The sequence below is a fragment of the [Acidovorax] ebreus TPSY genome (assembly GCF_000022305.1).
Taxonomy (GTDB): Bacteria; Pseudomonadota; Gammaproteobacteria; order Burkholderiales; family Burkholderiaceae_C; genus Diaphorobacter; species Diaphorobacter nitroreducens.
The window spans coordinates 38,680-61,950 of record NC_011992.1 but is presented as its reverse complement, the minus strand read 5'-3'; the positions used below and the strand labels follow the sequence as shown (position 1 = coordinate 61,950).

23 protein-coding genes and 1 CRISPR repeat array (1 of these 24 only partly in view) are annotated in these 23,271 nt (G+C 69.0%); of the genes, 9 read left to right on the top strand and 14 right to left on the bottom strand.

Translation table 11 applies throughout. The features are described 5' to 3' along the window. Positions 1-456: direct repeats of the CRISPR family, unit length 36 nt; unit sequence AGTGTAGCTATCCGGGGTGAGAGAGGGAGCTACAAC (it extends 504 nt beyond the left edge of the window). Positions 457-725: 269 nt separating this feature from the next. The 3 genes from wrbA to DTPSY_RS00275 form a co-directional block, all read right to left on the bottom strand. Next, positions 726-1,328, bottom strand: coding sequence for an NAD(P)H:quinone oxidoreductase (gene wrbA, locus DTPSY_RS00285; protein WP_012655173.1), 603 nt, complete (start codon positions 1,326-1,328; stop codon positions 726-728). A 138-nt stretch (positions 1,329-1,466) separates the two neighbouring features. Beyond that, the gene (locus DTPSY_RS00280) at positions 1,467-2,210 is read right to left on the bottom strand and encodes a gamma-glutamylcyclotransferase (RefSeq protein ID WP_012655172.1); all 744 of its coding nucleotides are present in this window, start codon (positions 2,208-2,210) and stop codon (positions 1,467-1,469) included. A gap of 315 nt (positions 2,211-2,525) precedes the next feature. Then, entirely contained in the window at positions 2,526-3,773 is a 1,248-nt protein-coding gene (locus DTPSY_RS00275) for an MFS transporter (protein WP_012655171.1), read from the bottom strand. 59 nt (positions 3,774-3,832) lie between these two features. Between DTPSY_RS00275 and DTPSY_RS00270 the strand changes: the two genes are divergently transcribed. Continuing rightward, the gene (locus DTPSY_RS00270; RefSeq protein WP_012655170.1) at positions 3,833-4,753 is read left to right on the top strand and encodes an AraC family transcriptional regulator; all 921 of its coding nucleotides are present in this window, start codon (positions 3,833-3,835) and stop codon (positions 4,751-4,753) included. Between the two features lie 65 nt (positions 4,754-4,818). Here the strand turns inward: DTPSY_RS00270 and DTPSY_RS00265 are convergent, their stop codons facing one another. The 9 genes from DTPSY_RS00265 to mnmG all read right to left on the bottom strand — a co-directional run bounded on the left by DTPSY_RS00265 (position 4,819) and on the right by mnmG (position 13,526). Next, positions 4,819-5,535, bottom strand: a complete 717-nt coding sequence (locus DTPSY_RS00265) for an N-acetyltransferase (RefSeq protein ID WP_012655169.1) — start codon at positions 5,533-5,535, stop codon at positions 4,819-4,821. A gap of 244 nt (positions 5,536-5,779) precedes the next feature. After that, on the bottom strand, positions 5,780-6,820 hold the full coding sequence (locus tag DTPSY_RS00260; RefSeq protein WP_012655168.1) for a peptidoglycan-binding domain-containing protein: 1,041 nt from the start codon (positions 6,818-6,820) through the stop codon (positions 5,780-5,782). A 165-nt stretch (positions 6,821-6,985) separates the two neighbouring features. Then, complete coding sequence (locus tag DTPSY_RS00255) at positions 6,986-7,783, bottom strand: class I SAM-dependent methyltransferase (RefSeq protein ID WP_012655167.1); 798 nt, start codon at positions 7,781-7,783, stop codon at positions 6,986-6,988. Positions 7,784-7,808: 25 nt separating this feature from the next. Further along, the gene (locus DTPSY_RS00250) at positions 7,809-8,804 is read right to left on the bottom strand and encodes a ParB/RepB/Spo0J family partition protein (RefSeq protein ID WP_012655166.1); all 996 of its coding nucleotides are present in this window, start codon (positions 8,802-8,804) and stop codon (positions 7,809-7,811) included. 6 nt (positions 8,805-8,810) lie between these two features. Next, on the bottom strand, positions 8,811-9,353 hold the full coding sequence (locus DTPSY_RS00245; protein ID WP_012655165.1) for an RBBP9/YdeN family alpha/beta hydrolase: 543 nt from the start codon (positions 9,351-9,353) through the stop codon (positions 8,811-8,813). Positions 9,354-9,439: 86 nt separating this feature from the next. Beyond that, on the bottom strand, positions 9,440-10,210 hold the full coding sequence (locus tag DTPSY_RS00240; protein ID WP_012655164.1) for a ParA family protein: 771 nt from the start codon (positions 10,208-10,210) through the stop codon (positions 9,440-9,442). A gap of 16 nt (positions 10,211-10,226) precedes the next feature. After that, entirely contained in the window at positions 10,227-10,841 is a 615-nt protein-coding gene (locus DTPSY_RS00235; protein ID WP_011803500.1) for a LysE family transporter, read from the bottom strand. 34 nt (positions 10,842-10,875) lie between these two features. Then, complete coding sequence (rsmG, locus tag DTPSY_RS00230; RefSeq protein ID WP_012655163.1) at positions 10,876-11,556, bottom strand: 16S rRNA (guanine(527)-N(7))-methyltransferase RsmG; 681 nt, start codon at positions 11,554-11,556, stop codon at positions 10,876-10,878. Then, positions 11,553-13,526, bottom strand: coding sequence for a tRNA uridine-5-carboxymethylaminomethyl(34) synthesis enzyme MnmG (gene mnmG / locus DTPSY_RS00225; protein ID WP_012655162.1), 1,974 nt, complete (start codon positions 13,524-13,526; stop codon positions 11,553-11,555). The genes rsmG and mnmG overlap by 4 nt, the downstream gene beginning before the upstream one ends. 212 nt (positions 13,527-13,738) lie before the next feature. On the opposite strand from mnmG, the gene DTPSY_RS00220 reads away from it, so the two are divergent. The 5 genes from DTPSY_RS00220 to DTPSY_RS00195 all read left to right on the top strand — a co-directional run bounded on the left by DTPSY_RS00220 (position 13,739) and on the right by DTPSY_RS00195 (position 17,690). After that, on the top strand, positions 13,739-14,323 hold the full coding sequence (locus tag DTPSY_RS00220) for an NADPH-dependent FMN reductase (protein ID WP_012655161.1): 585 nt from the start codon (positions 13,739-13,741) through the stop codon (positions 14,321-14,323). 65 nt (positions 14,324-14,388) lie between these two features. Beyond that, positions 14,389-14,655, top strand: a complete 267-nt coding sequence (locus DTPSY_RS00215; RefSeq protein WP_012655160.1) for a YkgJ family cysteine cluster protein — start codon at positions 14,389-14,391, stop codon at positions 14,653-14,655. A 134-nt stretch (positions 14,656-14,789) separates the two neighbouring features. After that, positions 14,790-15,398, top strand: coding sequence for a glutathione transferase GstA (gene gstA / locus DTPSY_RS00210; protein WP_012655159.1), 609 nt, complete (start codon positions 14,790-14,792; stop codon positions 15,396-15,398). A gap of 263 nt (positions 15,399-15,661) precedes the next feature. Next, positions 15,662-16,786 (top strand): alkene reductase, encoded by a 1,125-nt coding sequence (locus DTPSY_RS00200; protein WP_012655157.1) that lies wholly within the window; start codon positions 15,662-15,664, stop codon positions 16,784-16,786. A gap of 154 nt (positions 16,787-16,940) precedes the next feature. After that, the gene (locus DTPSY_RS00195; protein ID WP_012655156.1) at positions 16,941-17,690 is read left to right on the top strand and encodes a sulfite exporter TauE/SafE family protein; all 750 of its coding nucleotides are present in this window, start codon (positions 16,941-16,943) and stop codon (positions 17,688-17,690) included. 186 nt (positions 17,691-17,876) lie between these two features. Here DTPSY_RS00195 and DTPSY_RS00190 read toward each other — a convergent pair whose 3' ends face one another. Both DTPSY_RS00190 and DTPSY_RS00185 read right to left on the bottom strand, forming a co-directional pair. After that, a complete protein-coding gene (locus DTPSY_RS00190) occupies positions 17,877-19,529 on the bottom strand; it encodes a methyl-accepting chemotaxis protein (protein ID WP_012655155.1) in 1,653 nt (550 codons plus the stop codon). 184 nt (positions 19,530-19,713) lie between these two features. Continuing rightward, positions 19,714-22,062 (bottom strand): heavy metal translocating P-type ATPase, encoded by a 2,349-nt coding sequence (locus tag DTPSY_RS00185; protein ID WP_012655154.1) that lies wholly within the window; start codon positions 22,060-22,062, stop codon positions 19,714-19,716. Between the two features lie 178 nt (positions 22,063-22,240). Between DTPSY_RS00185 and DTPSY_RS00180 the strand changes: the two genes are divergently transcribed. From DTPSY_RS00180 to DTPSY_RS00170, 3 genes are all read left to right on the top strand, one after another. Continuing rightward, positions 22,241-22,438: a heavy-metal-associated domain-containing protein gene (locus DTPSY_RS00180; protein ID WP_012655153.1), complete on the top strand. Its 198-nt coding sequence runs from the start codon at positions 22,241-22,243 to the stop codon at positions 22,436-22,438. Further along, positions 22,435-22,938 (top strand): Cu(I)-responsive transcriptional regulator, encoded by a 504-nt coding sequence (cueR, locus tag DTPSY_RS00175; protein ID WP_012655152.1) that lies wholly within the window; start codon positions 22,435-22,437, stop codon positions 22,936-22,938. The genes DTPSY_RS00180 and cueR overlap by 4 nt, the downstream gene beginning before the upstream one ends. Before the next feature lie 111 nt (positions 22,939-23,049). Continuing rightward, positions 23,050-23,265, top strand: a complete 216-nt coding sequence (locus tag DTPSY_RS00170) for a hypervirulence associated TUDOR domain-containing protein (RefSeq protein WP_012655151.1) — start codon at positions 23,050-23,052, stop codon at positions 23,263-23,265. The last annotated feature ends 6 nt before the right edge of the window (positions 23,266-23,271 follow it).

The following is a 23,271-nucleotide window of genomic DNA, read 5'->3' as shown; positions in this document are numbered from 1 at the left end:
AAATTACGAGCCACGGGGGGAATGAGTGTAGCTATCCGGGGTGAGAGAGGGAGCTACAACGAGGAAGCCTCTGCAAAGGCTCAGGCTGATAGTGTAGCTATCCGGGGTGAGAGAGGGAGCTACAACTGTCGCGCGTAGCTTGCCGGACCTGCTTTCAGTGTAGCTATCCGGGGTGAGAGAGGGAGCTACAACTGTCGCGCGTAGCTTGCCGGACCTGCTTTCAGTGTAGCTATCCGGGGTGAGAGAGGGAGCTACAACATGCAGCATATGCCCTGCGCTGCATAGCTGAGTGTAGCTATCCGGGGTGAGAGAGGGAGCTACAACAAATTTAATCGCCTCCCCCAAACCCTGCCGAGTGTAGCTATCCGGGGTGAGAGAGGGAGCTACAACGAATATCGCTCAGTGGGCCGATATGGGCGTAGTGTAGCTATCCGGGGTGAGAGAGGGAGCTATGACCGTATTCAAGCGGGATAAACCCGCCTGAATACGGTCAGCGCTTCGCGCACGTCGATCAAGAAGAAAGCAGCGCAGTGACCACAACGAACTCTGCCTTGAGCAGCCAGTCTCTGTCGCGCCACCATCAGCAACCGTTGACTGCTTCCTATTTGGCCGCATCGTCGATGCCCCACCCGCACGCAGCTGCGCTTGTGCTTTACCGCGAGGCTTGCTCCCGCTGGTGTACGGCCACGCAAGGCGCACGCCCTGCGGGACTCTGGCGTAACGACTCAGCCCCCGAACAGCTTGTTGGCCGTCTCGGCCACCAGACGGCCCTGGAAGCGTGCGCCGTCCAGCTCGGTCGCGCTGGGCTGGCGCTGGCCCTGGCCGCCGGCGATGGTGGTCGCACCGTAGGGGGCGCCGCCCACCACTTCGTCCAGCGTCATCTGGCCCTGGAAGCTGTAGGGCAGCCCCACGATCACCATGCCGAAGTGCAGCAGGTTGGTGATGATGGAAAACAGCGTCGTCTCCTGCCCGCCGTGCTGCGTGGCGGTGGAGGTGAACGCCGCGCCCACCTTGCCGTTGAGGGCGCCGCGCGCCCACAGGCCGCCCGCCTGGTCGAGGAAGCTGCCCATCTGCGAGGGCATGCGGCCAAAGCGCGTGGGCGCGCCGACGATGATCGCGTCGTAGTTTTCCAGCTCGGTCACGGTGGCGACGGGTGCGGACTGGTCCAGCTTGAAGTGCGCGGACCGGGCGATCTCCTGCGGCACCGTTTCGGGAACGCGCTTCACGTCCACCGTGGCACCGGCAGAGCGCGCGCCTTCGGCGACGGCCTGCGCCATGGTTTCGAGATGGCCGTAAGTCGAGTAGTAGAGAACGAGTACCTTGGACATGACTTTCCCTTTTCAAGAACGCTTGTGCAGCCACAAGCAGCATGGCTGGCAGCGCGCGCAGCACCCCGCCGCCTTCATGGGCCAGCACACAGAGGCACCCCGCTCCAGCAGGCGCCACCGGCGCTGGTTCGATCTCACTTAACCACCCCGGTTCGGCGCCGCGCGGTGCGCGCGCACCCGGGCAGCCAGGCAGCGCACGTAGTCATCGCGGATGCCCAAGAGGTCGAGTTGGCACGCCAGCTGGTCCAGGTAGTCGCGGTTGCTGCCCACGCTGCCCTGCGCGCTGGCGATGATGGCCGCGGTGTCGTCCAGCGACAGCCCGCCGCGGTGCAGCGGGTGCGCGGTGTTGGCGGACAGCACCAGCGCGCGCACACCGCCCTGCGGCGTGTGCAGCGGTTGAAAGCCCGGGCAGTAGCTGCCGTGGATCATTTCGCGCCGCCACAGCATGCGCGACTCCCGCTCCAGCAGCGCCTGGGGAATGCGGAATGCCAACCCCTCGCAGTCACCCACGCCGCGCTGCAGCGTGAGTACCAGGCCCGGGCTGTCGGGTGTACCGCGGCCGATCGTGGTGGCCAGCGCGAAGCGGCGCGCATGGTCCGCGAGCCGGGCGCGGCGCACCTCGTCAAAGTGGATGGCGGGGTTCCACATCAGCGAGCCGTAGGCAAACACCCAGAGGTCGCACCCCTCGCTCTGCGCCAGCACGGCCTGGCGTGAGCGCTCGACCACGTCATCGGGCAGCCGCCAGTCGGCGGACAGGCCCTGCTGGCGCGCCTGTGCATCCCAGGCGGCGAGCACCTCGTCGGTCAGGCGCAGCCCGCTGGCCTGGGGCGGCGTGAGCCGTCCTTGCAGTTCGGGCAGGTGCCTGAAGGCGTGGGGTTCCATGGGTGGGGTCGATGCAGAACCGGGGGGAAGGAGCGGGTCCGTACGCTGGAGAACGGCGCGGCGGCGCGCCGCTCTTCACTGCGGTTCACTGTATTTCGCATCCACCGCTTGATCAATGGGCCAGAGCGCATCACACCGTCCTGCATAACGGCCGAATGCAGGCTGCGACGAACGCTTGCCGCCCCGCGCCCGGCGGCAGGGGAACCGCCAAGCCGGTATGCGCGGCGCAGGGCTTGCCCTGGAGGGCGCGCCAGCGCTCCTGTTTCAATAGCTGTTAGCGCTTGCTACGTAAGCGCTGGAAGCCCCCGGCACCTGTCACGCAGCCTGCGCCTGGCGTCGTGCCACGCCACCGCCCACCAGGGCCGCCGAGACCACACTCAGCACCAGCGCCAGGGCCGAGCCGTAGAAGATGTCGGCGGTTTGCCCCCGGTCCAGCAGCACGCCAAACAACGGCGCCGCGACGGAAAAGCCCAGGTCCAGCCCCGAATACACCGTGCCGTACACGCGGCCCGTGGCGCCGGGGGGCGCGGCGCGCTTGATGAGCATGTCGCGCGACGGGCCGGCAATGCCCACGCCCATGCCCGCCAGCGCCGCCACGGCCAGCGCCACCGTGCCGGGAAGTGCGCCCAGCCCCACCAGCACCAGCAGCGCGGCGGAGGCCATCAGGCAGATGCTGATGGTCTTTTCCAGCCGCACCACGCGGCCCACGAGGAAGCCCCCGATCACCATGCCCACGGCGCTGCACAGCATGTAGCCCGTGACCACCATGGAGGTCAGCGACAGCGGCATGTCGTACATCCGCTGCAGCGCCGGGGCGGCAAAGCTCTGGATGGCGCTGAGCGAGCAGGTGCTCCAGAAGAAGAACGAGAAGCACAGCCACACGGCCGGGAGCTTGAGGAAGGCCATGGGGTGTTCCTGCGCGTGCGCGCTGCCCGTGGCGCCCTTGGCCGGCGCATGCGCCCAGGTGCCCTGGCGATCGTCCAGCGCGTCGCGGTTCCACACCATGATGGCCAGTATCACCAAGGCCAGCGCACCGCCGCTCAGGCAGGCCATGCGCCACGATCCCGTGGCCGTGGCGATGCCCGCCATGAACAGCGGCGCGGTGGCCCAGCCCAGGTTGCCCGAGATGCCGTGCACCGAGAAGCCGTGGCCCAGCCGCGCGGGCGACACGCGCTTGTTGAGGATGGTGAAGTCCACCGGGTGGAACGGCGCATTGCCCAGGCCCGCCAGCACCGACGCCACCACCAGGCCCAGGTAGCCGCTGGCGCTGCCCGCGGTGAGGCCCGCCAGCGCAAAGCTGGCCAGCGCGGCGAACAGCACCGGGCGTGCGCCCACGCGGTCCACCAGGAAGCCCGACAGCGCCTGGCCCACGCCGGAGACCACGAAGAACACCGAGACCAGCAGCCCCAATTCGGAATAGCTGTAGCCGAACTCCGCGATCAGGAACGGGAACAGCGGCGGCAGCAGCAGGTGAAAGAAGTGCGAGGAGCCGTGCGCAAGGCCGATCAGGCCAATGGTGCGCGCGTCCTGGCGCAGGGTGGGGGCAGCAGTCGTCATGGGCATGATCTTAGGCAAGGCAGCCGCGGCCGATATACGATAGTCGGCCAATTGCTGTCGCGATCATGCCAAGCCCGTCCCTTCCCCGCCCTGCCCCGCCGCCTGCCGAGCCCGCCGCGGCCAGCACCGCCGGCCGCGCCGCGCGGCCGGCGCGCGTGCTGTCGTATGTGGAGTCGCTCACGCCGCACCTGTTCGTGCCCAGCCGGGAGCGCCCCGTGCGCGCCAAGCACCGCGAGCTGCGCGCCGACACGCAGGTGCGCCCGCACAGCCACCCCTGGGCGCAGGTGGCCATTTCCACCACGGGCGTGCTGCGCCTGACCGTGCCGCGCGGCACCTACATCGTGCCGCCCTCGCGCGCGCTGTGGATCCCCCCGGGCGTGGAGCACGCCGTGACCATGGTGGAGGACGCCGACCTGCGCACGCTGTACTTCTACCAGCCGCCCGGGCGCTGCGGCCCCGCCGTCGCGCGCGCGCAGGAAGAGCCCTGGCGCCAGTGCCGCGTGCTGGAGGTGTCCGAGCTGCTGCGCGCCGTGGTGCGCGAGATGCCCACCGACCCCGACGACGGCGCCCCGCCGCCGCCCGAGCTGCTGCACCGCGAGCGCCACCTGAGCGCGCTGATCCTGGACGAGTTGCGCCGTGCCAGCAGCGTGCGCCTGGGCGTGGACCTGCCGCGCGACAAGCGCCTGCGCCACCTGTGCGAGGCGGTGCTGGCCGATCCCACGCGCCACGACACGCTGGCCGACTGGGCGCGCGACACCGGCGCCAGCCCGCGCACGGTGGCGCGCCTCTTTCGCCAGGAGCTGGGCAGCACCTTCACGCAGTGGCGCCAGCAGGTGATCCTGGCGCGCGCCGTGGCGCTGGCCGCGGGGCGCAAGCCCATCAACCAGATCGCGGCGGAACTGGGCTACAACAGCCCCAGCGCCTTCAGCGCCATGGTGCGGCGGGCCGTGGGGCTGGCGCCGGGGCGCTTCCTGGGGTCGCCGTAGATCTCAAGGCAAATAGGGCTCCAGCGCTTATCCCATAAGCGCAAGCAGCTCTTTTTTCAGGAGCACTACGCAGACAGCATGCCCGTGGCGGCGGCCAGGCGGGCCAGCGTCCAGCCCCGGCCCAGCAGCAGGCGGCGCGTGGCCAGGGCTTCCTGCACGCGCGCATCCACCTGGCGGCCCAGGTAGCGCGGTGTCTTGTGCTGCAGGCAGACATAGCCCTGCGGGTAATCACGCCCCAGGCGCTGCCACAGCGCATGGGCCCCTGCGGACTGGCGCGCGCCGGACACCAGGCACTGCCCGCCGTCCAGCGCCCAGCGGTACACGGCCGTGGCAAGGCCCCGGCGCTGGTAGGCGGGCGCGTAGCGCGAATGCGGCGCGCGCAGGTGGCGGTCGGCGCGGCGGTTCAGTTCGACGAGGCGGTTGAAGACCGTGGTGCCTGCCAGGCACTGGCGCAGCGGGTCTTCGATGTAGACGTACAGCTCGCCATCGGCCACGCGGCTGCGCACGAAAAGGCCGGGGTGCCCCGGCAGGGGCGTGGAGGGCAGGCCATGCAGGGCGTCACCGGGAGAGTGCAGCCGCTGGTGCAGGGCCGAGAGTTCCTGCTCGATCGTGGCGTCGGGCGGGTCCACGTCGATGCGCAGCTCGGCGGGCTGCGCGAGGCGGCGCGCCTGGCGCCGGGAGACATCAAGAAAGGAGGAAAAAACGCCAGAAGCGTCGGGGGCGGGCGGCGGCTTGGGCCACGCCAGCCATGACGACCAGAACGGCGGCAGGGACAGGTACATGGAACTGCGGCAATAACAATGCGGCGCGCATGCTAGGCCACCGCGCGCCTGCAGGCCAGCCCCGCCAGCGATACCGCACCCCGCGGGTGCGATACCGTGTCGTTCATGGCGTTTTCGGGCTATGACCCTTGCGAGAAAGACGCTGGCAGCTATGAATAACGAAGCACTTTCCCCATAAAGCGCCCACGAAAAAGCGGCCCGAAGGCCGCTTGCTTGCCGAGGGGCGAAGCCCCTTGCACCCCGCTCAGCGCGACAGCGCGCCGGCCGTGGCCGAGTCCAGGCGGCCGGTGACGGGCAGGCCCTGGGCCTGCTGGAACTCGCGCAGCGCACGCGCCGTCTTGGGACCGGCGGAGCCGTCGGGCGTGCCCACGTTGTAGCCCATGGCGTTCAGGCGTTCCTGCGCCTCGCGCACCGACATGGCCGCGCCCGCGCGGGTCTGCGAGGGAGCCGCGCCGCCATCCACGCCCAGGCGACCGCCGCCGCCCAGGCCCTGGCCCTGCACCGACTGCGCCTTGTAGCTGCGCAGCGCCACAACCATCTGGTTGTAGGCATCCATGAACGCAGCGGTGATCACCTTGCCTTGCGCGGTGTTCTGGTAGCCCCCCAGGCCACCGCCGGCCGAGCCGCCGAACAGGCTGCCGAAGCCGGCAAAGTCGCTCTTGGAGGCGCTGCCTTCGGAGGCCGCCACCTGCACGCCCGAGCGGTTGTCCACCAGGGTCAGCATGGCGCTGGCCTCGCGCGTCTTCAGCCCGCCGCCGACGGCCGCCAGCGCACGGCCGCTACCGCCGCCGATCAGGCCGCCCAGCACGCCGCCGATGGCGCCTGCGTCGTTGTTCGAGAAGATGATCTCGGGCGACATGCCGTAGTCGGACGCCACCATCTGGCCCCGGCCAAAGTTGCTGCCACCGCGCATCTCGCCGGAGCCCATGAGCTGGCGCTCGCGGTCCATGGCACGCATGCCGGCTGCGCCGCGCTCCACCACGATGAAGCAGTTGGACTGCTGGATCAGCAGGCGCAGCAGGTTGGCCGTGGGGGGCAGCTTGTACTCGTTGCGCAAGATGGTGTACCAGCCGGCGTCCTGGTTCTCGACCAGCGACACGGTGCCCAGGGGCGACTGGCAGCGTTCCAGCTGGCCGCTCTCGTTGGCGGCGCTGCCGCCGGCGGCAGCGCCGGTGGCCACGGTCTTGGACTCGGCGCTGCCCATCCGCATGTTGGTGGTTTCGCAGCCGGTCAGGGCCAGGGCGGCGCAGGCGGCCGCCAGCAGCGTCAGTGGTTTACGGGACATAGCTTTCCTTCCTCTCTCTCTTCTTGCATTCCGGGGTGTGTGGGACACGTCTCAACCGAGGCGTTGCGGTCTGCGCACCCGGTACGGGACCGACGTGGCCGACGTGAATGCAAAATCATACCAATTCGGCAGTTTTTGCAACCGATGTTTGCAAGTTGTTTCGTTTTAGTGTGGCGCAGCACTGTCCGCCGGCAAAGGCAATTGGTAGATCCACACCGCATGGCCGGCGAAGGAATCCAGCCGCGCGCTGGGGCGCACGCCCGGCACGGCGAACGCCAGACTCACGAGCCAGCGGCCCGGCGCCATCTCCGCGCGGGCCTTCGCGGCCACACGGGCCATGCTCTCGGGCCGCTGGAACACGTACACAAGGTCGTAACCGCCCCAGTCCGTGGCCCAGATATCGCCGCGCCGCACGCGCGCCCAGGGGCAGCGCAGCCGGCATAGCAGCGCCAAGGGTCCGCTCCACTCCAGCCCGTGCAGCCGCGCCTGCGGATAGGCCGCGCGCAGGGCCTTGAGGCCATCGCCCAGGCCACAGCCGGCGTCCAGCACGGGCGCACCCGCGGACAGCGGCACGGCGTCCTGCAGGCCGTGCAGCGCACCCGGCGGGGTGGGAAACAGCGGCGCATCACGCCAGGCGTTGAGCGGATACACCAGCAGCAGCAGCGCCAGCGGCAGCAGCCAGCCCCAGGCCGGTAGCGCCACCGCGCCGCCCAGTGCCGCCGACAAGGGAAAGCCCAGCGCGATCAGGCCGCGGCGCCACCAGCCCTGCGCCAGCAGGCTGCCCGCCACACCCACGGCGCAGGCCAGCCCGAGCGCCGCCAGCGGGGCCACGCTGCCACGCAAGCCCGCGAACAGCAGCCACGCCGCCGCCCACACCAGCACCGCCGGCAGCGGCCAGGGCAGGACGATGCGCCGCGGCGGCGGCGCGTGCAGATGATGGAGTCGGCGGGGCCGGCGCGGCATGGGCACGGGCCGCAACGATGCGGCGTCAGCCGCCCCGCAGGCGCTCGATGAGGCCGTTGAGCGCCTCCAGCGAGCCAAACTGGATGGCCAGCTCGCCCATCTCCTCAACCCGGCTGCCGCGCTTGACGCGCTTCTTGACGCGCACCTCGACCTCGGCCATGAGCAGGTCGGACAACTCTTCCTCCACGCGCTTGAGGTCGCGCGACTTGTCCTTCTTGGGCTTTTGCGGCGTGAGGGCGAACTCCGCACCCAGCTTCTTGACGAGGCTCTCGGCCTCGCGCACCGACAGCTTCTTCGCCGCGATCTGGTTGCCCGCGGTGATCTGCGCCGCGCGCTCCAGCGACAGCAACGCGCGCGCGTGGCCCATGTCGATGTCGCCGGCCATGAGCATGGTCTGCACCGGCTCGGCCAGGTTCAAAAGGCGCAGCAGGTTGCTCGCCGCGCTGCGCGAGCGCCCCACGGCCTGCGCCGCCAGTTCGTGGGTGAGGCCGAACTCGCGGATCAGGCGCTGCAGGCCCTGGGCCTCTTCCAGCGGGTTGAGGTCTTCGCGCTGGATGTTCTCGATGAGCGCCATGGCCGCGGCCGCCTCGTTGGGCACGTCGCGCACCAGCACCGGCACCTCGGCCAGGCCCGCCAGGCGTGAGGCGCGAAAGCGGCGCTCGCCCGCGATGATTTCGTACAACGGCCCACTGGCGCTGAGGGCACCCATCGCTGCCGAAGCCCCCTGCGATGCACGCTCCTGGCGGCGCTGTTGCGCCTGTTCGTCGTCAAGGCGACGCACAAGGATCGGCTGCATGATGCCCTGGGCCTTGATGGATTCGGCCAGTTCGTACAGCGCGCCCTCGTCCATGCGCGTGCGCGGCTGGTAGATGCCGGGCACGAGACGGTCCAGGGCCAGCGTGCTCACCGGCCCGTCTGCCGCACCCGCTGCGTTGGCGCCGGCGGGCGCCTTGTCGGCCACCTTGGGGCCCAGCAGTGCTTCCAGGCCGCGTCCCAGGCCCTTGGGTTTCTTGGTGACCATGTGTCTTCAGTCCTTGTTCATCAATGCGCGCAGCAGTGCGTGCCCTTCGGGCCATTCGCCCAGGTCGGAATCGGCGTTGATATGGCCGCGGGGCCCGCAGTCCACGAAGCGTGCGCCCCACGCACCGGCCAGCGTCTGCGCACGCTCAAAGCTGCAGTAGGGATCGTCCTGGCTGCCCACCAGCACGGCCGGAAAGGGCAGCACCTGGCGTGCGATGGGCGCCCAGCCGGGGATCTGCGCGGCCAGGTCGGGCCGCTCCACATCGCCCGGCGCCACCAGCAGCGCACCGCGCACCTTGTGCGCGTAGCGGGTGTGCGCCGCCCACCACGCGGTGAGGATGCACCCCAGGCTGTGCGCGGCCAGCACCACCTCGCCCGGCGCATCGGCCACGACCTCTTCCAGCCGCGCGGACCAGTCGCCGCGCAACGGACGCATCCAGTCGTGCTGCTGCACGCGCTGGTAGCCATGCAGCCGCTCCCACTCGGTTTGCCAGTGGCCGGGGCCGGAGTTCTGCCAGCCGGGCAGGAGGAGGATCTGCGAGGGGTTCATGCGGCGTTACTATTATTTATATAGCTTATAGCGCTTATCCAATAAGCCTTGGAGGCTATTTTGACCGGTAAGACCTTGGCCAGGCATCACATGCGCTTCACGCGCTCCACCATCTCGCGCGCGAACTCCACGAAAGCCTGGCTGCCCTTGGCCGCGGGATCGAACACCACGCCGGGCAAACCGTAGCTGGGCGCCTCGGCCAGGCGCACGTTGCGCGGGATCACGGTGTCGAACACCTTGTCGCCGAAGTGGTCCTTGAGCTGCTCGCTCACCTGGCTTTGCAGCGTGATGCGCGGGTCGAACATCACGCGCAGCAGGCCGATGATCTGCAGGTCGGGGTTCAGGTTGGCATGCACCTGCTTGATGGTGTTCACCAGATCGGTCAGGCCCTCCAGCGCGAAGTACTCGCACTGCATCGGCACGATGACGCCGTGGGCGCTGCACAGGCCGTTCAGGGTGAGCATGGACAGGGAGGGCGGGCAGTCGATGAGCACGAAATCGTAGTCGGAGTCCACCGCCGCCAGGGCGGCTTTCAGGCGGCGTTCGCGCTGCTCCAGCGGCACCAGTTCCACCTCTGCCCCGGCGAGTTCGCGGTTGGCGCCCAGCACGCGGTAGCCGCACTGCTCCGACAGCACGGCGGCCTCCGGCACCGAGGCCGACTCCAGCAGCACGTCGTACACCGACAGCTCCAGCGCGCGCTTGTCCACGCCCGAGCCCATGGTGGCATTGCCCTGCGGGTCCAGGTCCACGAGCAGCACGCGCTGGCCGATCTTGGCCAGGCCCGCGGCCAGATTGACGGAAGTGGTGGTCTTGCCGACCCCACCCTTTTGGTTGGCAATGCAGAAGATCTTGGCCATGCGGGGCAATTCGCGATTACTTGGAAATGGCCAGCTTGACGCCGAAGCCGATGAGGAACACGCCCGCCGTTTTCTCCAACACGCGCGCCACCGTGGGGTTGGCGCGCATGCGCTCGGCCAGGAAGTGCGTGAGCAGCACCACAACCAGGCTGTACAGGAAGGTGAGCGTGGCGATGGTGGCGGCCATGGCGGCGAAGGTGACCAACCCGCGGTGCGTGGCCGGGTTCACGAACAGCGGGAAGAAGGCCATGTAGAACACGATGGCCTTGGGGTTGAGCAGCGTGATGACCGCCCCCTGGCGGAAGTAGTGGCGCGGCGCGATGTTCAGCACCGGCGCATCCCCCGGCTTGGCGGTGAGCATCTTGTAGCCCATCCAGCCCAGGTAGACGGCGCCTAGCCATTGCACGGCATGGAATGCCGCCGGATACGCGGCCAGCAGGCCCGCCACGCCGGCCACCGCCATCCACATGAGCACCTGGTCGGCGGCGATCACGCCCATGCAGGCGGCCATGCCGGCGCGCACACCGCCCTTGCCGGTGGAAGTGATGAGCGCCAGATTGCCCGGCCCCGGGATGGCGAGGAACAACACGATGGCGGCGACGAATGCGCCGTAGTCTGCAATGCCGAACATGGGAGCGCCTTGCGAAGCGGGAGGGGGCTTGAGTTTACGCGACGGGGCGCAGCCAGAGGATGCAGCGTTCGGCCTGCAGGCCCGGCACAGTGAGTTGTTCCACGTGAAACACGCTTACGTCCGCCGGTAGCGCGGCAATCTCGTCGTGCGGGTGCTTTCCCTTCATGGCCAGCCACACGCCGTGCGGTGCCAGCGCCTGGCGCGACCAGGCGGTGAAGTCCGCCAGCGCGGCAAAGGCGCGGCAACTGACCACATCGAACGGACCGGCCAGCGTTTCCACGCGCGCATGGATGCCATGTAGGTTGGACAGACCGAGGGTGCCCGCCGCCTGCTGGATGAATGCTGCTTTCTTGGCTACGGTGTCCACGCAACTCACATCCACTTCCGGGCAACAAATGGCGAACACCACGCCAGGCAGTCCCCCGCCTGATCCCACATCCAGCAGCCGCGCGCCCAGGTGGATTGCACCGCCCTGCCCCCTCCGCGCGACATGGCGGCGCAGCGGCGGGACGGCAGCCAGGCTGTCCAGCAGGTGGTGCGTGAGCATTTCCTGCGGATCGCGCACCGCCGTGAGGTTGTAGACCTTGTTCCACTTTTGCAGCAGCGCCAGGAAGTCCAATAGCTGTGTGATTTGCGCTTCCGACAGATCCAACCCCAAGGCGTTGGCGCCCTCACGCAAGGCGTGCTCAAGGCTTGTGTTCGACACCACGCTCATGCGACCGTCTCCACCCCATCCGCCGGCTGCGGGGCAAACCCCTTGAAACCGCCCTTCTTCAAGTGGACCATCAGCAGCGAGATCGCCGCCGGTGTCACCCCGGAAATACGCGACGCCTGGCCCAACGTCTCCGGCCGGTGCTTCTGCAGTTTTTGCCGCACCTCAATCGACAAGGCCGCCACTTGCATGTAGTCCAGATCTTCGGGCAGGCGCAGCTTTTCGAAGTGCGCGGCGCGCTGCACCTCGTCCCGTTGGCGCTCGATATAGCCCGCGTACTTGGCGGCAATCTCGACCTGCTCGATCACGGGCGCACTCAGCTCGCCCAACGTTTCACGTGAAACAGCCTCGCTCGCATACTTGCCGCCATCCATGGTCGTCAGTGCGTCATACCCCACGTCCGGACGGCGCAACAGGTCGAAGAGGTTGTATTCATGTTCGATGGCTTTACCCAGCACGCGCTCGGCCTCCACCGTGGGCAGGTTGCGCGGGTTCACCCATGTCGATTTCAAACGCTCTGTTTCACGTGAAACCGCATCGCGCTTGCGGCTGAAAGCGTCCCAGCGCGCATCGTCCACCAAACCCATGCGACGCCCCGCATCGGTCAGGCGCATGTCGGCGTTGTCCTCGCGCAGCTGCAGGCGGAACTCGGCGCGGCTGGTGAACATGCGGTAGGGCTCGGTCACGCCCTTGGTGATCAGATCGTCCACCAACACGCCCAGATAGGCCTCGTCGCGCGCGGGCACCCAGGCACGCTCCCCTCGGCATTGCAGCGCGGCGTTGATACCGGCGAACAGGCCCTGCGCCGCCGCCTCCTCGTACCCTGTGGTGCCATTGATTTGGCCCGCGAAGAACAGGCCCTGGATCTGCCGCGTCTCGAAACTGCTCTTGAGCGAACGCGGGTCGAAGTAGTCGTACTCGATGGCGTAGCCCGGCCGCAGAATGTGCGCGTTCTCCAGGCCGCGCATCGAGCGCACCAGGTCGTACTGGATATCGAACGGCAGGCTGGTGCTGATGCCGTTGGGGTAGAACTCGTGCGTGGTCAGCCCTTCCGGCTCCAGAAAGATCTGATGGCTTTCCTTGTCGGCAAAGCGGTTGATCTTGTCCTCCACGCTGGGGCAGTAGCGCGGGCCCACGCCCTCGATCTTGCCGGTGAACATGGGACTGCGGTCAAAGCCGCTGCGGATGATCTCGTGCGTGCGCGCGTTGGTGTGCGTGATCCAGCAGGGCACCTGGCGCGGGTGCATGGCCGCATTGCCCATGAAGCTGAACACAGGCACAGCACCCTCGTTCACACCGCCGGGCATGCCGTCGCCGGGCTGCTCCTCACACTGGCTGAAGTCGATGCTGCGCCCGTCGATGCGCGGCGGCGTGCCGGTCTTCAAGCGTCCCTGGGGCAACTGCAGCTCCTTCAGGCGTGCCGACAGGCTTACGGCCGGAGGATCCCCCGCGCGGCCGGCCGCGTAGTTGTTCAGACCCACATGGATCTTGCCGTCCAAGAAGGTGCCCGCCGTCAGCACCACCGCGCGACTGCGAAAGCGGATGCCCACCTGCGTGACGGCGCCCACCACGCGGTCGCCCTCCACCATCAGGTCGTCCACCGCCTGCTGGAACAACCACAGGTTGGGTTGGTTCTCCAGCATGCGGCGGATGGCCGCCTTGTAGAGGATGCGGTCGGCCTGCGCACGCGTGGCGCGCACGGCCGGGCCCTTGCTGCTGTTGAGGATGCGGAACTGGATGCCCGCCTCATCGGTCGCCAGCGCCATGGCGCCGCCCAGCGCGTCCACCTCCTTCACCAGGTGGCCCTTGCCAATGCCGCCGATGCTGGGGTTGCAACTCATCTGCCCCAGCGTCTCGATGTTGTGCGTGAGCAGCAGCGTGCGGCTGCCCATGCGCGCGGCGGCCAGCGCGGCCTCGGTGCCGGCATGGCCTCCGCCAACGACGATGACATCGAAATCCTGGGGGTACAACATGGTGGGGTGCTCCGGGCCCGCTGCGGCCCTGTCAAACGGTGAACAAGCCCGGCTTTCACGGCGCCGGTACCGCCCCCACCCTCGCGCCTGCGCTGCCGGCCCGGCGGGGAACCCGTGATTTTCCCATCTTTGCCACCCGGATGCGCGGCGGGGTTTGTTTCACGTGAAACCGCGCAGGAAAAGTGTGCCCAGCCTGTGCTCCAATCCCGCGCATGAAGTTCCTCGTGTTCGCGGGCAGCACCCGCACCCAATCATTCAACCGCCGCCTGGCCGCCGTGGCCGCACACATGGCGCGCGACGCCGGCGCCGAGGTCACGCTGCTGGAGCTGGCCGACTTCGACATCCCCCTCTACAACGCCGACCTGGAGACCGCGGGCACCCCGGCCGACGTGATCCGGCTGAAGGAAGTGCTGGACGCCCACCCCGCCTGGGTGATCTGTTCGCCCGAGTACAACGGCAGCTACACCGGCCTGCTCAAGAACACCATCGACTGGGCCTCCAGCCCCGTGGCCGGACACGCGGAATGGAGTGACGGCACACGCCCGTTCGCGGGCAAGGTGGTGGGCATGCTCAGCGCGTCCAACGGCGCACTGGGCGGCCTTCGGTCGCAAAGCCACCTGGCGCCGCTGCTGCTCAACCTGGAATGCTGGCTGGCGCCGCGCCACTTCGCGCTGCCGCGCGCGGCCAGTGCCTTCGACGCCCAGGGCCAGCTGGTCGACGCAAGCCAAGCCGCCCACGTGCGCGGCGTGGTGGAGCAGGTCCTGTGGGCTGCCGGGCGGCTGCACGGCACCGCGTGACAGAAGCAAAAACCGGTATCAGCGCATATCCAACAAGCGCTGACAGCTATGAATTAAATAGCGCCATGGATTGCCGCCCCGGCTGCGGCGCCTGCTGCACGGCGCCGTCGATCTCCTCGCCCATTCCCGGCATGCCGCACGGCAAGCCGGCCGGCATGCGCTGCGTGCAACTGGACGACGACGCACGCTGCCGCATCTTCGGCCGGCCCGAGCGCCCCGCGGTGTGTGCCTCACTGCGGCCCAGCCCCGCCATGTGCGGCGACAGCCGCGCGCACGCGATGCGCTGGCTGGCGTTGATGGAACAGGCCACGCAGCCGTCCACGCCCCGCTGAGGCCGCCTTGCCCCCAGGCGCAGCGCCGCGGGGAAACGCCCCCACAAAGGCCTTGGCATGGCAGACCCGCGCAGGTCGGCATAGCATGCGCTGCGGAGATTTTCTTCATCACTCCCTTGAAAGGACAAGACCGCATGAAGCTCTACTACTCCCCTGGCGCCTGCTCGCTCTCCCCGCACATCGTGCTGCACGAAACCGGCTTGGCCCACACCTCGGTGCTGGCCAGCACCAAGAGCCACAAGCTGCAGGACGGCACCGACTACTACACCATCAACCCCCTGGGCTACGTGCCGGTGCTGGAGCTGGACGACGGCACGCGCCTGCGCGAAGGCCCCGCCATCGTGCAGTACCTGGCCGACCAGGCGCCGCACAAGAACCTCGCCCCCGCCAACGGCACGCTGGCGCGCTACCGCCTGCAGGAGTGGCTGACCTTCATCGGCACCGAGATCCACAAGGGCTTCACCCCCCTGTTCAAGCCCACCACCCCCGCAGACTACAAGCCCCTGGTGCATGAGCAACTGCTCAGCCGCCTCAAGTGGGTGGACGGCGAACTGGCCCACAAGCCCTACCTCATGGGCGAGCACTTCAGCGTGGCCGACGCCTACTTGTTCACGGTGACCAACTGGGCCCCCGCCGTGAACCTGGACATTTCCGCACTGAAGAACCTGGCGGCCTACCGCGAACGCATCGCCGCCCGCCCCGCCGTGCAGGCCGCCATGAAGGCCGAGGGCCTGCTCAAGTAAGGCCCACATGGCCGCGCCCGGCATCTGCGGGGCGCGGCTTGTGCGCGCCGGCGCCTCACCGCAAAAATCCCCCACGCGCCGCACGCCCGGCGCCATCCAGGGCCGCCAGCCGGCCCCACCGCCGTACCCCTCCCTGTTTGACGTAGCACAGAACCCGTGGTTCTGCAGCGCCTGGGTGTACTGCACGCCTTGAGCGATACCGGTAACCTTTGATGCGTTCCGCACCTCCCGCGGTTCGCTTTGCAAGAAGGTACTGAAGTCGCATGCCCACTCTGTTCGATCCCATCCAGGCCGGTGACCTGCACCTGGCCAACCGTATCGCCATGGCGCCGCTGACGCGCAACCGCTCGCCCCGGGCCGTGCCGCGCGACATCACCGCCACCTACTACGCCCAGCGCGCCAGCGCCGGCCTGCTGATCACCGAGGGCACGGCCATCACCCACCAGGGCCAGGGCTATTCCGACGTGCCGGGCCTGTATGGCACCGAGCAGCTGGACGGCTGGAAGCGCGTTACCCAGGCCGTGCATGCACGTGGCGGCAAGATCGTCACCCAGCTGTGGCACGTGGGGCGCGTGTCGCACACTGCCCTGCAGCCGGAGGGCGGCGCACCCGTGGCGCCGTCGGCCGTGCGCGCGCAATCGCAGACCTACTTGGTGGACGCGGCCAGCGGCCAGGGCCAGTTCGTGCCCACGTCCGAGCCCCGCGCGCTGGCGGCCGAGGAACTGCCGGACATCGTGCATGCCTTCGCCGCCGCCGCGCGCAACGCGGTGCAGACGGCGGGCTTTGACGGCGTGGAGATCCACGGCGCCAACGGCTACCTGCTGGACCAGTTCCTCAAGGACGGCGCCAACCAGCGCAAGGACGACTACGGCGGCGGCATCGCCAACCGCGTGCGCCTGATGGTGGAGGTGACGCGCGCCGTGGTGGACGCCATCGGCGGGGGCCGCGTGGGCATTCGTCTCTCGCCCGTCACGCCCGCCAACGACATCCACGACAGCGACCCGCAGCCGCTGTTTGAACACCTGGCGCGCGAGTTGGCGCCGCTGGGCCTGGCCTTCATCCACGTGATCGAGGGCGCCACCGGCGGCCCGCGCGAGGTGGAGGGCCGCCCCTTCGACTACGCCGCGTTCAAGAACGCCTACCGCAGCGCGGGCGGGCGCGGCGCCTGGATGGTGAACAACGGCTACGACCGCGACATGGCCCAGGAGGCGCTGGCCAGCGGCCGCGCCGACATCGTGGCCTTTGGCCGCGCGTTCATCTCCAACCCCGACCTGGTGGAGCGCCTGCGGCGGGGCGCCCCGCTCAACGCCTGGGACCAAACCACGTTCTACGGCGGCGGCGAGCACGGCTACATCGACTACCCCGCGCTGGAGCAGGCCCCGGCCTGACGCAGGCGGCCCGCCAAGCATCACGCCCGGCGCCGGGCGTGATGCTTCATGGTTGGATATAAAAAAAGGCTCCAGCGCTGATGGGCAAAGCGCTGGCAGCTATCAAAACAAAAGCGGGTACACCCATGGACCCGCGGGCAGCAGGGAGACATGCATGGAGACACCGGCCGTCCTCGTCCTGGGCGCCGTCGTGGCGGGCTTCGTGCAAGGCCTGTCGGGCTTTGCGTTCAGCATGGTGGCCATGTCGTTCTGGGTCTGGGTGCTGGAGCCACACCTGGCGGCGGCGCTGGCGGTGTTCGGCTCGCTCACCGGCCAGGTGCTGGCTGCGGTGACCATGCGCCGCGGCTTCAATGCCGCCCTGCTGTGGCCGTTCATTCTGGGCGGTCTGGTGGGCGTGCCCGTGGGCGCCAGCCTGCTGCCCCACCTGAACGCCCACTGGTTCAAAGCCCTGCTGGGCACGCTGCTGGTGTGCTGGTGCCCCGCCATGCTGATGGCGCGCAGCCTGCCGCGGGTGCGTTGGGGCGGGCGCACGGCCGACGCCGTGGTGGGCCTGTGCGGCGGCGTGATGGGCGGCATTGGCGGCTTCACGGGCGTGCTGCCCACGCTGTGGTGCACGCTGCGCGGCCTGCCCAAGGACACCCAGCGCGCCGTGGTGCAGAACTTCAACCTGGCGATGCTGGCCGTGGCCATGGCCACCTATCTGGCCAAGGGTCTGGTCACGCGCGACATGCTGCCCGCCTTCGGCATCGTGGCTACGGCCGTGCTGGTGCCGGTGCTCCTGGGTACGCGGCTGTATATCGGCATCAGCGAGGTCCGCTTTCGCCAGATCGTGCTGGGCCTGCTCACGGTGTCGGGCGGTGCGCTGCTGGTGGCATCCGTGCCGCGCCTGCTGGCACCGGCATAAAAATCGGCTCCAACTCCCGCCCATTAAGCGCTAGCAGCTATTTATTAAATAGCAATCTGCCAACTTCCTTGCGCGCCATCACAGGCCGCACAACCAAGGGGCAAAAAAAACGCACCCGAAGGTGCGCAAGGAGGGTTTGTTGAAAACTGGCGGCGGCGCCCGGCCGCCGCGTGCGTCATGCAGCGCTCAAGCGGCGCTCAGGCGCGGCGTGTCGCCGCCCCGCAGCGCGGGGGCCGGCGCGCCGCTGCGCGTGAAGGCCGCGGGCGCGTGGCCGTCGTCGGCCAACTGGAACTGGCTCACCACCTGCGACAGGCGGGCGGCCTGCTCGCGCAGCGACTCGGCCGCCGCGGCGGACTCTTCCACCAGCGCGGCGTTCTGCTGCGTCATGCGGTCGATCTCGCCCACGGAGGCGTTGACCTCGCCGATGCCGCCCGCCTGCTCGGAGGCGGCGGAGTTGATCTCGCCAATGATGTCGGTCACGCGCTGCACGCTGGACACGATCTCCTGCATGGCCTTGCCGGCATCTTCCACGTGGCGCACGCCGCCGTCCACGGCCGTCACGCTGGAGCTGATCAGGCCCTTGATCTCGCTGGCTGCGGCCGCGCTGCGCTGCGCCAGGCTGCGCACCTCGCCCGCCACCACTGCAAAGCCGCGGCCCTGCTCGCCCGCGCGCGCCGCTTCCACGGCCGCGTTCAGCGCGAGGATGTTGGTCTGGAAGGCGATGGAGTCGATCAGGCCGATGATGTCGCCGATCTTGCGGCTGGAGGAGGAGATCTCGTGCATGCTGTTCACCGCCTGCTGCACCACCTGGCCACCGCGCGTGGCGATGCCCGAGGCCGAGGTGACGAGCTGGTTGGCCACCTGCGAGGACGACGCCGTCTGCTGCACCGTGGCGGTGAGCTGCGAGAGCGCGGCCACGGCTTCCTGTGCGTTGCTGGCGGTCTGCTCGGTGCGGCTGGACAGGTCCTGGTTGCCGGTGGCGATCTCCTGGCTGGCCGTGGCGATGTTGCTGCTCGCGTCGCGCACCTGCGCCACCATCGCGCCCAGGCCGGTTTGCATGTCCAGCAGCGCGCGCTGCAGGTCGGCCGCCTCGTCACGGCCTTCCACGTGGATGCGCTGAGACAGGTCGCCCCCGGCGATCGCCTGTGCCATCGCGCGGGCCACTTCCAGCGGGCGGCAGATGGACACCATGTTCAGCAGCGTGAGCGGCACCACCACCACCACAGTGATCAGCACCGCCAGGGCGAACAGCCACTTGGTCTGGTCGGTGACGCGGTCCTGGTGCGCAATGGCGCTGTCCACCTCGGCGGCCAGGCGCTTGTCCAGCGCGGCCACCTTCTCGGTGGCGATGTTGAACTGCTCCACCGCCTTGCCGCTCATGCGGTTGGCGATCGTGGCGGTGTCGTAGCCGCCGGCCTCCAGCTGGCGTGCCACGTGCGCAAACTGCTCGCGGTAGGCCACCAGGTGCTTGGCGACGTCCTTCGCCTCGGCCAGGTCCTCGCCCTGCCAGATCTGGCCCAGCGTGGCCGTGACCTTGCCCGCACGGTCCAGCGACGCCAGCCACCGGTCGTGCGCGGCGCGCACCGACTCGGGGCGCTCGTAGTGGATGATCATGTCCTTCTCATGCTGGCGGATCTCACCCATCTCGCTGCGCAGCTGGCCCATCAGCTTCACCGCGGCATGGGGCTGGCTGACGAAGTCCTGGGCCAGCCCGTGGATGCGGAACATGCCCAGCATGCCGGCACCGCCCAGCAGGCCCAACAGGCCCAGTACCACGCCAATGGCGCCGATCATTCGCAGGCGGATCGTGAAGAGCCGCATGAGCGCGTAAATATTCATCACCGTTTCCTTGTCGTGTGCAGCCCCCGGCGGGCCACCCTCCCATGATGTGCGTCACGCAATCCGTCACCCTGTCAGGCAATGGCTTGCGCGTGACTTACGAACGAAGCCGCGCGCCAATATGCAACAAAACGTTGCAGTTTGCCAGAGAAATAAGAATCCTTTTGTCTCGTTTATCCCGCAATCACCCCCGCCAACGCTTGAGCAACAACGCATTCGTCATCACGCTGACCGAACTCAGCGCCATCGCGGCCCCCGCGACCACGGGACTCAGGTAGCCCAGCGCCGCCAGCGGAATACCGGCCACGTTGTATGCAAAGGCCCAAAACAGGTTCTGGCGGATCTTGGCCACCGTGCGCCGCGAGATGTCCAGCGCCGCCGCCACCAGCTGCGGGTCGCCGCGCATCAACGTGATGCCCGCCGCGTGCATGGCCACGTCGGTACCGTTGCCCATGGCCATCCCCACATCGGCCGCGGCCAGCGCGGGCGCGTCGTTCACGCCGTCGCCCACCATGGCCACGACATGGCCTTGCGCCTTCAGCGCGTTCACCGCCGCCGCCTTGTCGCCGGGCAGCACCTCGGCCATCACTTCGCCGGCCTCCGGCTGCAGGCCCAGGCGGCGGGCCATGGCCTCGGCCGCGCCGCGGTTGTCGCCAGAGATCATCACGCAGCGCACGCCCTGGGTGCGCAGGTGCGCCAGTGCCTCGCGTGCGCCGGGCTTGGGCTCGTCGCCAAAGGCCAGCAGCGCGCGCAAGACATAGTGCGCCCCCGCGCTCGGCACTATCGTGTCCTCGCTGCCCCCCAAGGGAGCGCTCGCGGCTTCGGGCGGCCGTGCGCCGCTCGGATCCTGCGCGACCCGCTCGGCCACCGCGGACACGGTGGCGCCTTCGGCCTGCAGCGTGGCCGCACGATCGGCCAGCGGGCCCAGGTCCACGCCCAGCTCCTGCATCCAGCGCAGGCTGCCGACCAGGTAACTCCGTGCTGCCACCTCGCCCTCGGTGCCGCGGCCGGGCACGGCGCGCACTCCGTCGGGCGCAGGAGCAGGCAGGCCACGCTCCTGGGCGGCGCTCACCACGGCGCGTGCGAGCGGGTGCTCACTGCCGCTCTGCACCGCGGCCACAGCCGACAGCAGTGCCGCCTCATCCACCCCTGGTTCCACGTGAAACGCCGTCAGGCGCGGGCGGCCCACGGTCAGCGTACCGGTCTTGTCAAAGGCCACGGTCTGCACGCGGTGGGCGGTTTCCAGCGCCTCGGCATCCTTGATGAGGATGCCGTGCCTGGCCGCCACGCCGGTGCCCGCCATGATGGCCGCCGGCGTGGCCAGTCCCAGCGCACAGGGGCAAGCGATGACCAGCACCGCCACTGCATGGATCAGCGCGGCCTCCACGCCCGCGCCCGTCCACAGCCAGCCCAGCAGCGTGACGATGGCAATCGCCAGCACCACCGGCACGAAGACCGCCGACACCTTGTCCACCAGCCGCTGGATGGGCGCCTTGGCCGCCTGCGCATCCTCCACCAGGCGGATGATGCGCGCGAGCACCGTCTCGCTTCCCACGGCCGTCACCTGCATCACGATGCGCCCATCGCCATTGATCGAGCCGCCGGTGAGCGCCCCGCCTTCCGGGCCATCGGCGCTGCGCGCCACGGGCAGCGGCTCGCCGGTCAGCATGGATTCGTCCACCTGCGTGTGCCCTTCCACCACCGTGCCGTCCACGGGGATGCGCTCGCCCGGGCGCACCACCAGCCGGTCACCGGCCATCACCTCGGCAATCGGCACGTCCACCTCGCCGTCCCGGCCCAGCAGGTGGGCCACCTCGGGGCGCAGCGCGTGCAGCGCGCGGATGGCGGCCGTGGTCTGGCGCTTGGCGCGCGCTTCCAGCCACTTGCCCAGCAGCACCAGCGTGATCACCACGGCCGATGCCTCGAAGTACAGGTGCGGCGTGTGCCCTGCGCCATGGGTGGATTCGGCCGTGGCCCACAGCCACAGCGACAGGCCGTAGCCCGCGCTGGTGCCGATGGCCACCAGCAGGTCCATGTTGCCCGTGAGCGCCTTGGCGGCATGCCAGCCCGCCTTGTAAAAGCGCGCGCCCAGAATGAACTGCACCGGTGTGGCCAGGATGAACTGCACCCACGCCGGCAGCATCCAGTGCAAGCCGAACAGATCGCCCAGCATGGGCAGCACCAGCGGCGCCGACAGCAGCAACCCCACGGCCACCGGCGTGAAGCCTGCCCAGGGCGACTGCGCGCCCTCCTCACCCGCTTCCTGCTCCTCCACGCTGCGTGGCTCGTAGCCGGCATTGCGCACGGCGCGGCGTGCCAGCGCCTCCATGCCTCCGCCGCTGGCGGCGTCGAACACGATGTGCGCGCGCTCGGTCGCCAGGTTCACCGTGGCGTCCTGCACGCCCGGCACCTTGCGCAGCGCACGTTCCACCCGGCCCACGCAGCTCGCGCAGGTCATGCCGGCAATGCCCAGGTCCAGCGTGCCCGCGGGGGCGTCGCCCGTTGCGGCAGGGGAAAGGGAAGCAGAAGTCATGAAAGCCACCTTGGAATCGATACAGGGCGCACCTTAAACCTTGACATGCTGGCAAGGTCAAGCGGCAGGCCGCGCGTGTCCCCGCTTGACTTTGACACCATGTCAGGCTTCATGATGCAGCTGTCGGCCACCCGCTGGCCCGCAACCCATCCACCGCCCTTTGATCGAGAGGACCATCATGCAATACACATTTCAAGTCCAGGGAATGACCTGCGGCCACTGCGAACGTGCCGTGGTGCACGCGGTGCGCCAGGTCGACACCGACGCACTCGTGAAGGTGGACCTGGCCACCGGCCAGGTCATCGTGGAGAGCGACAAGTCGCGCGAGGCGTTGGCCAACGCCATCCAGGAAGAAGGCTACAAGGTCGCCGCATGAGCACCGCGCCGCGGCGCCTCGCCCACCGCGTGCCCCGCGCCGTCGCTGGGCACGCGGCCGCGCTGGACTGGCCCGTGGCCATCGGCACCGCCGCCGAGCGCGCAGGCGTCTCGGCGCGCATGCTGCGCCACTACGAATCACTGGGCCTGCTGACCGGCGTGGCGCGCACCGACAGCGGCTACCGCCAGTACACCGAGGCCGATGTGCACACCCTGCGCTTCATCCGCCGCGCGCGCGACCTGGGCTTCTCGATGGAGGAGATCGCCACCCTGCTCGGCCTGTGGCAGGACAAGCAGCGCGCCAGCAGCCAGGTCAAACGCATCGCCCAGGCGCACATCGACAACCTGAGCGAGCGCATCGCCGCCATGCAGGCCATGCAGCGCAGCCTGCAGGCGCTGGTGCACTGCTGCCACGGGGACGACCGGCCGGACTGCCCGATCCTGGACGATCTGGCCATGGCCGGCATCCCGAATAGCGGCGCCGCCGACGTCGCTATTTAATTCATAGCTTCCAGCGCTTGTAGACAGGGCGGTGGAGGCCTAAAACACCCCAAACCAACCCGCCGGCCGGGCCACAATGGCCGCCTTGACACACCCTGCGGGAGGCATGCCATGGCACACCCTTTCAAGGTGGGCGACCACGTCAGCTGGAACTCCGAGGCCGGCCGCGTCAGCGGGCGCATCACCGCCGTCCACACCCGCGCGCTGCAGTGGAAGGGCTACACCCACCACGCCTGCGCCGAAGAGCCGCAGTACGAGATCCAGAGCGACAAGACCGACCATGTCGCGCTGCACAAGGGCAGCGCGCTGCACCGCCTGGCCCGCTGAGCGGCA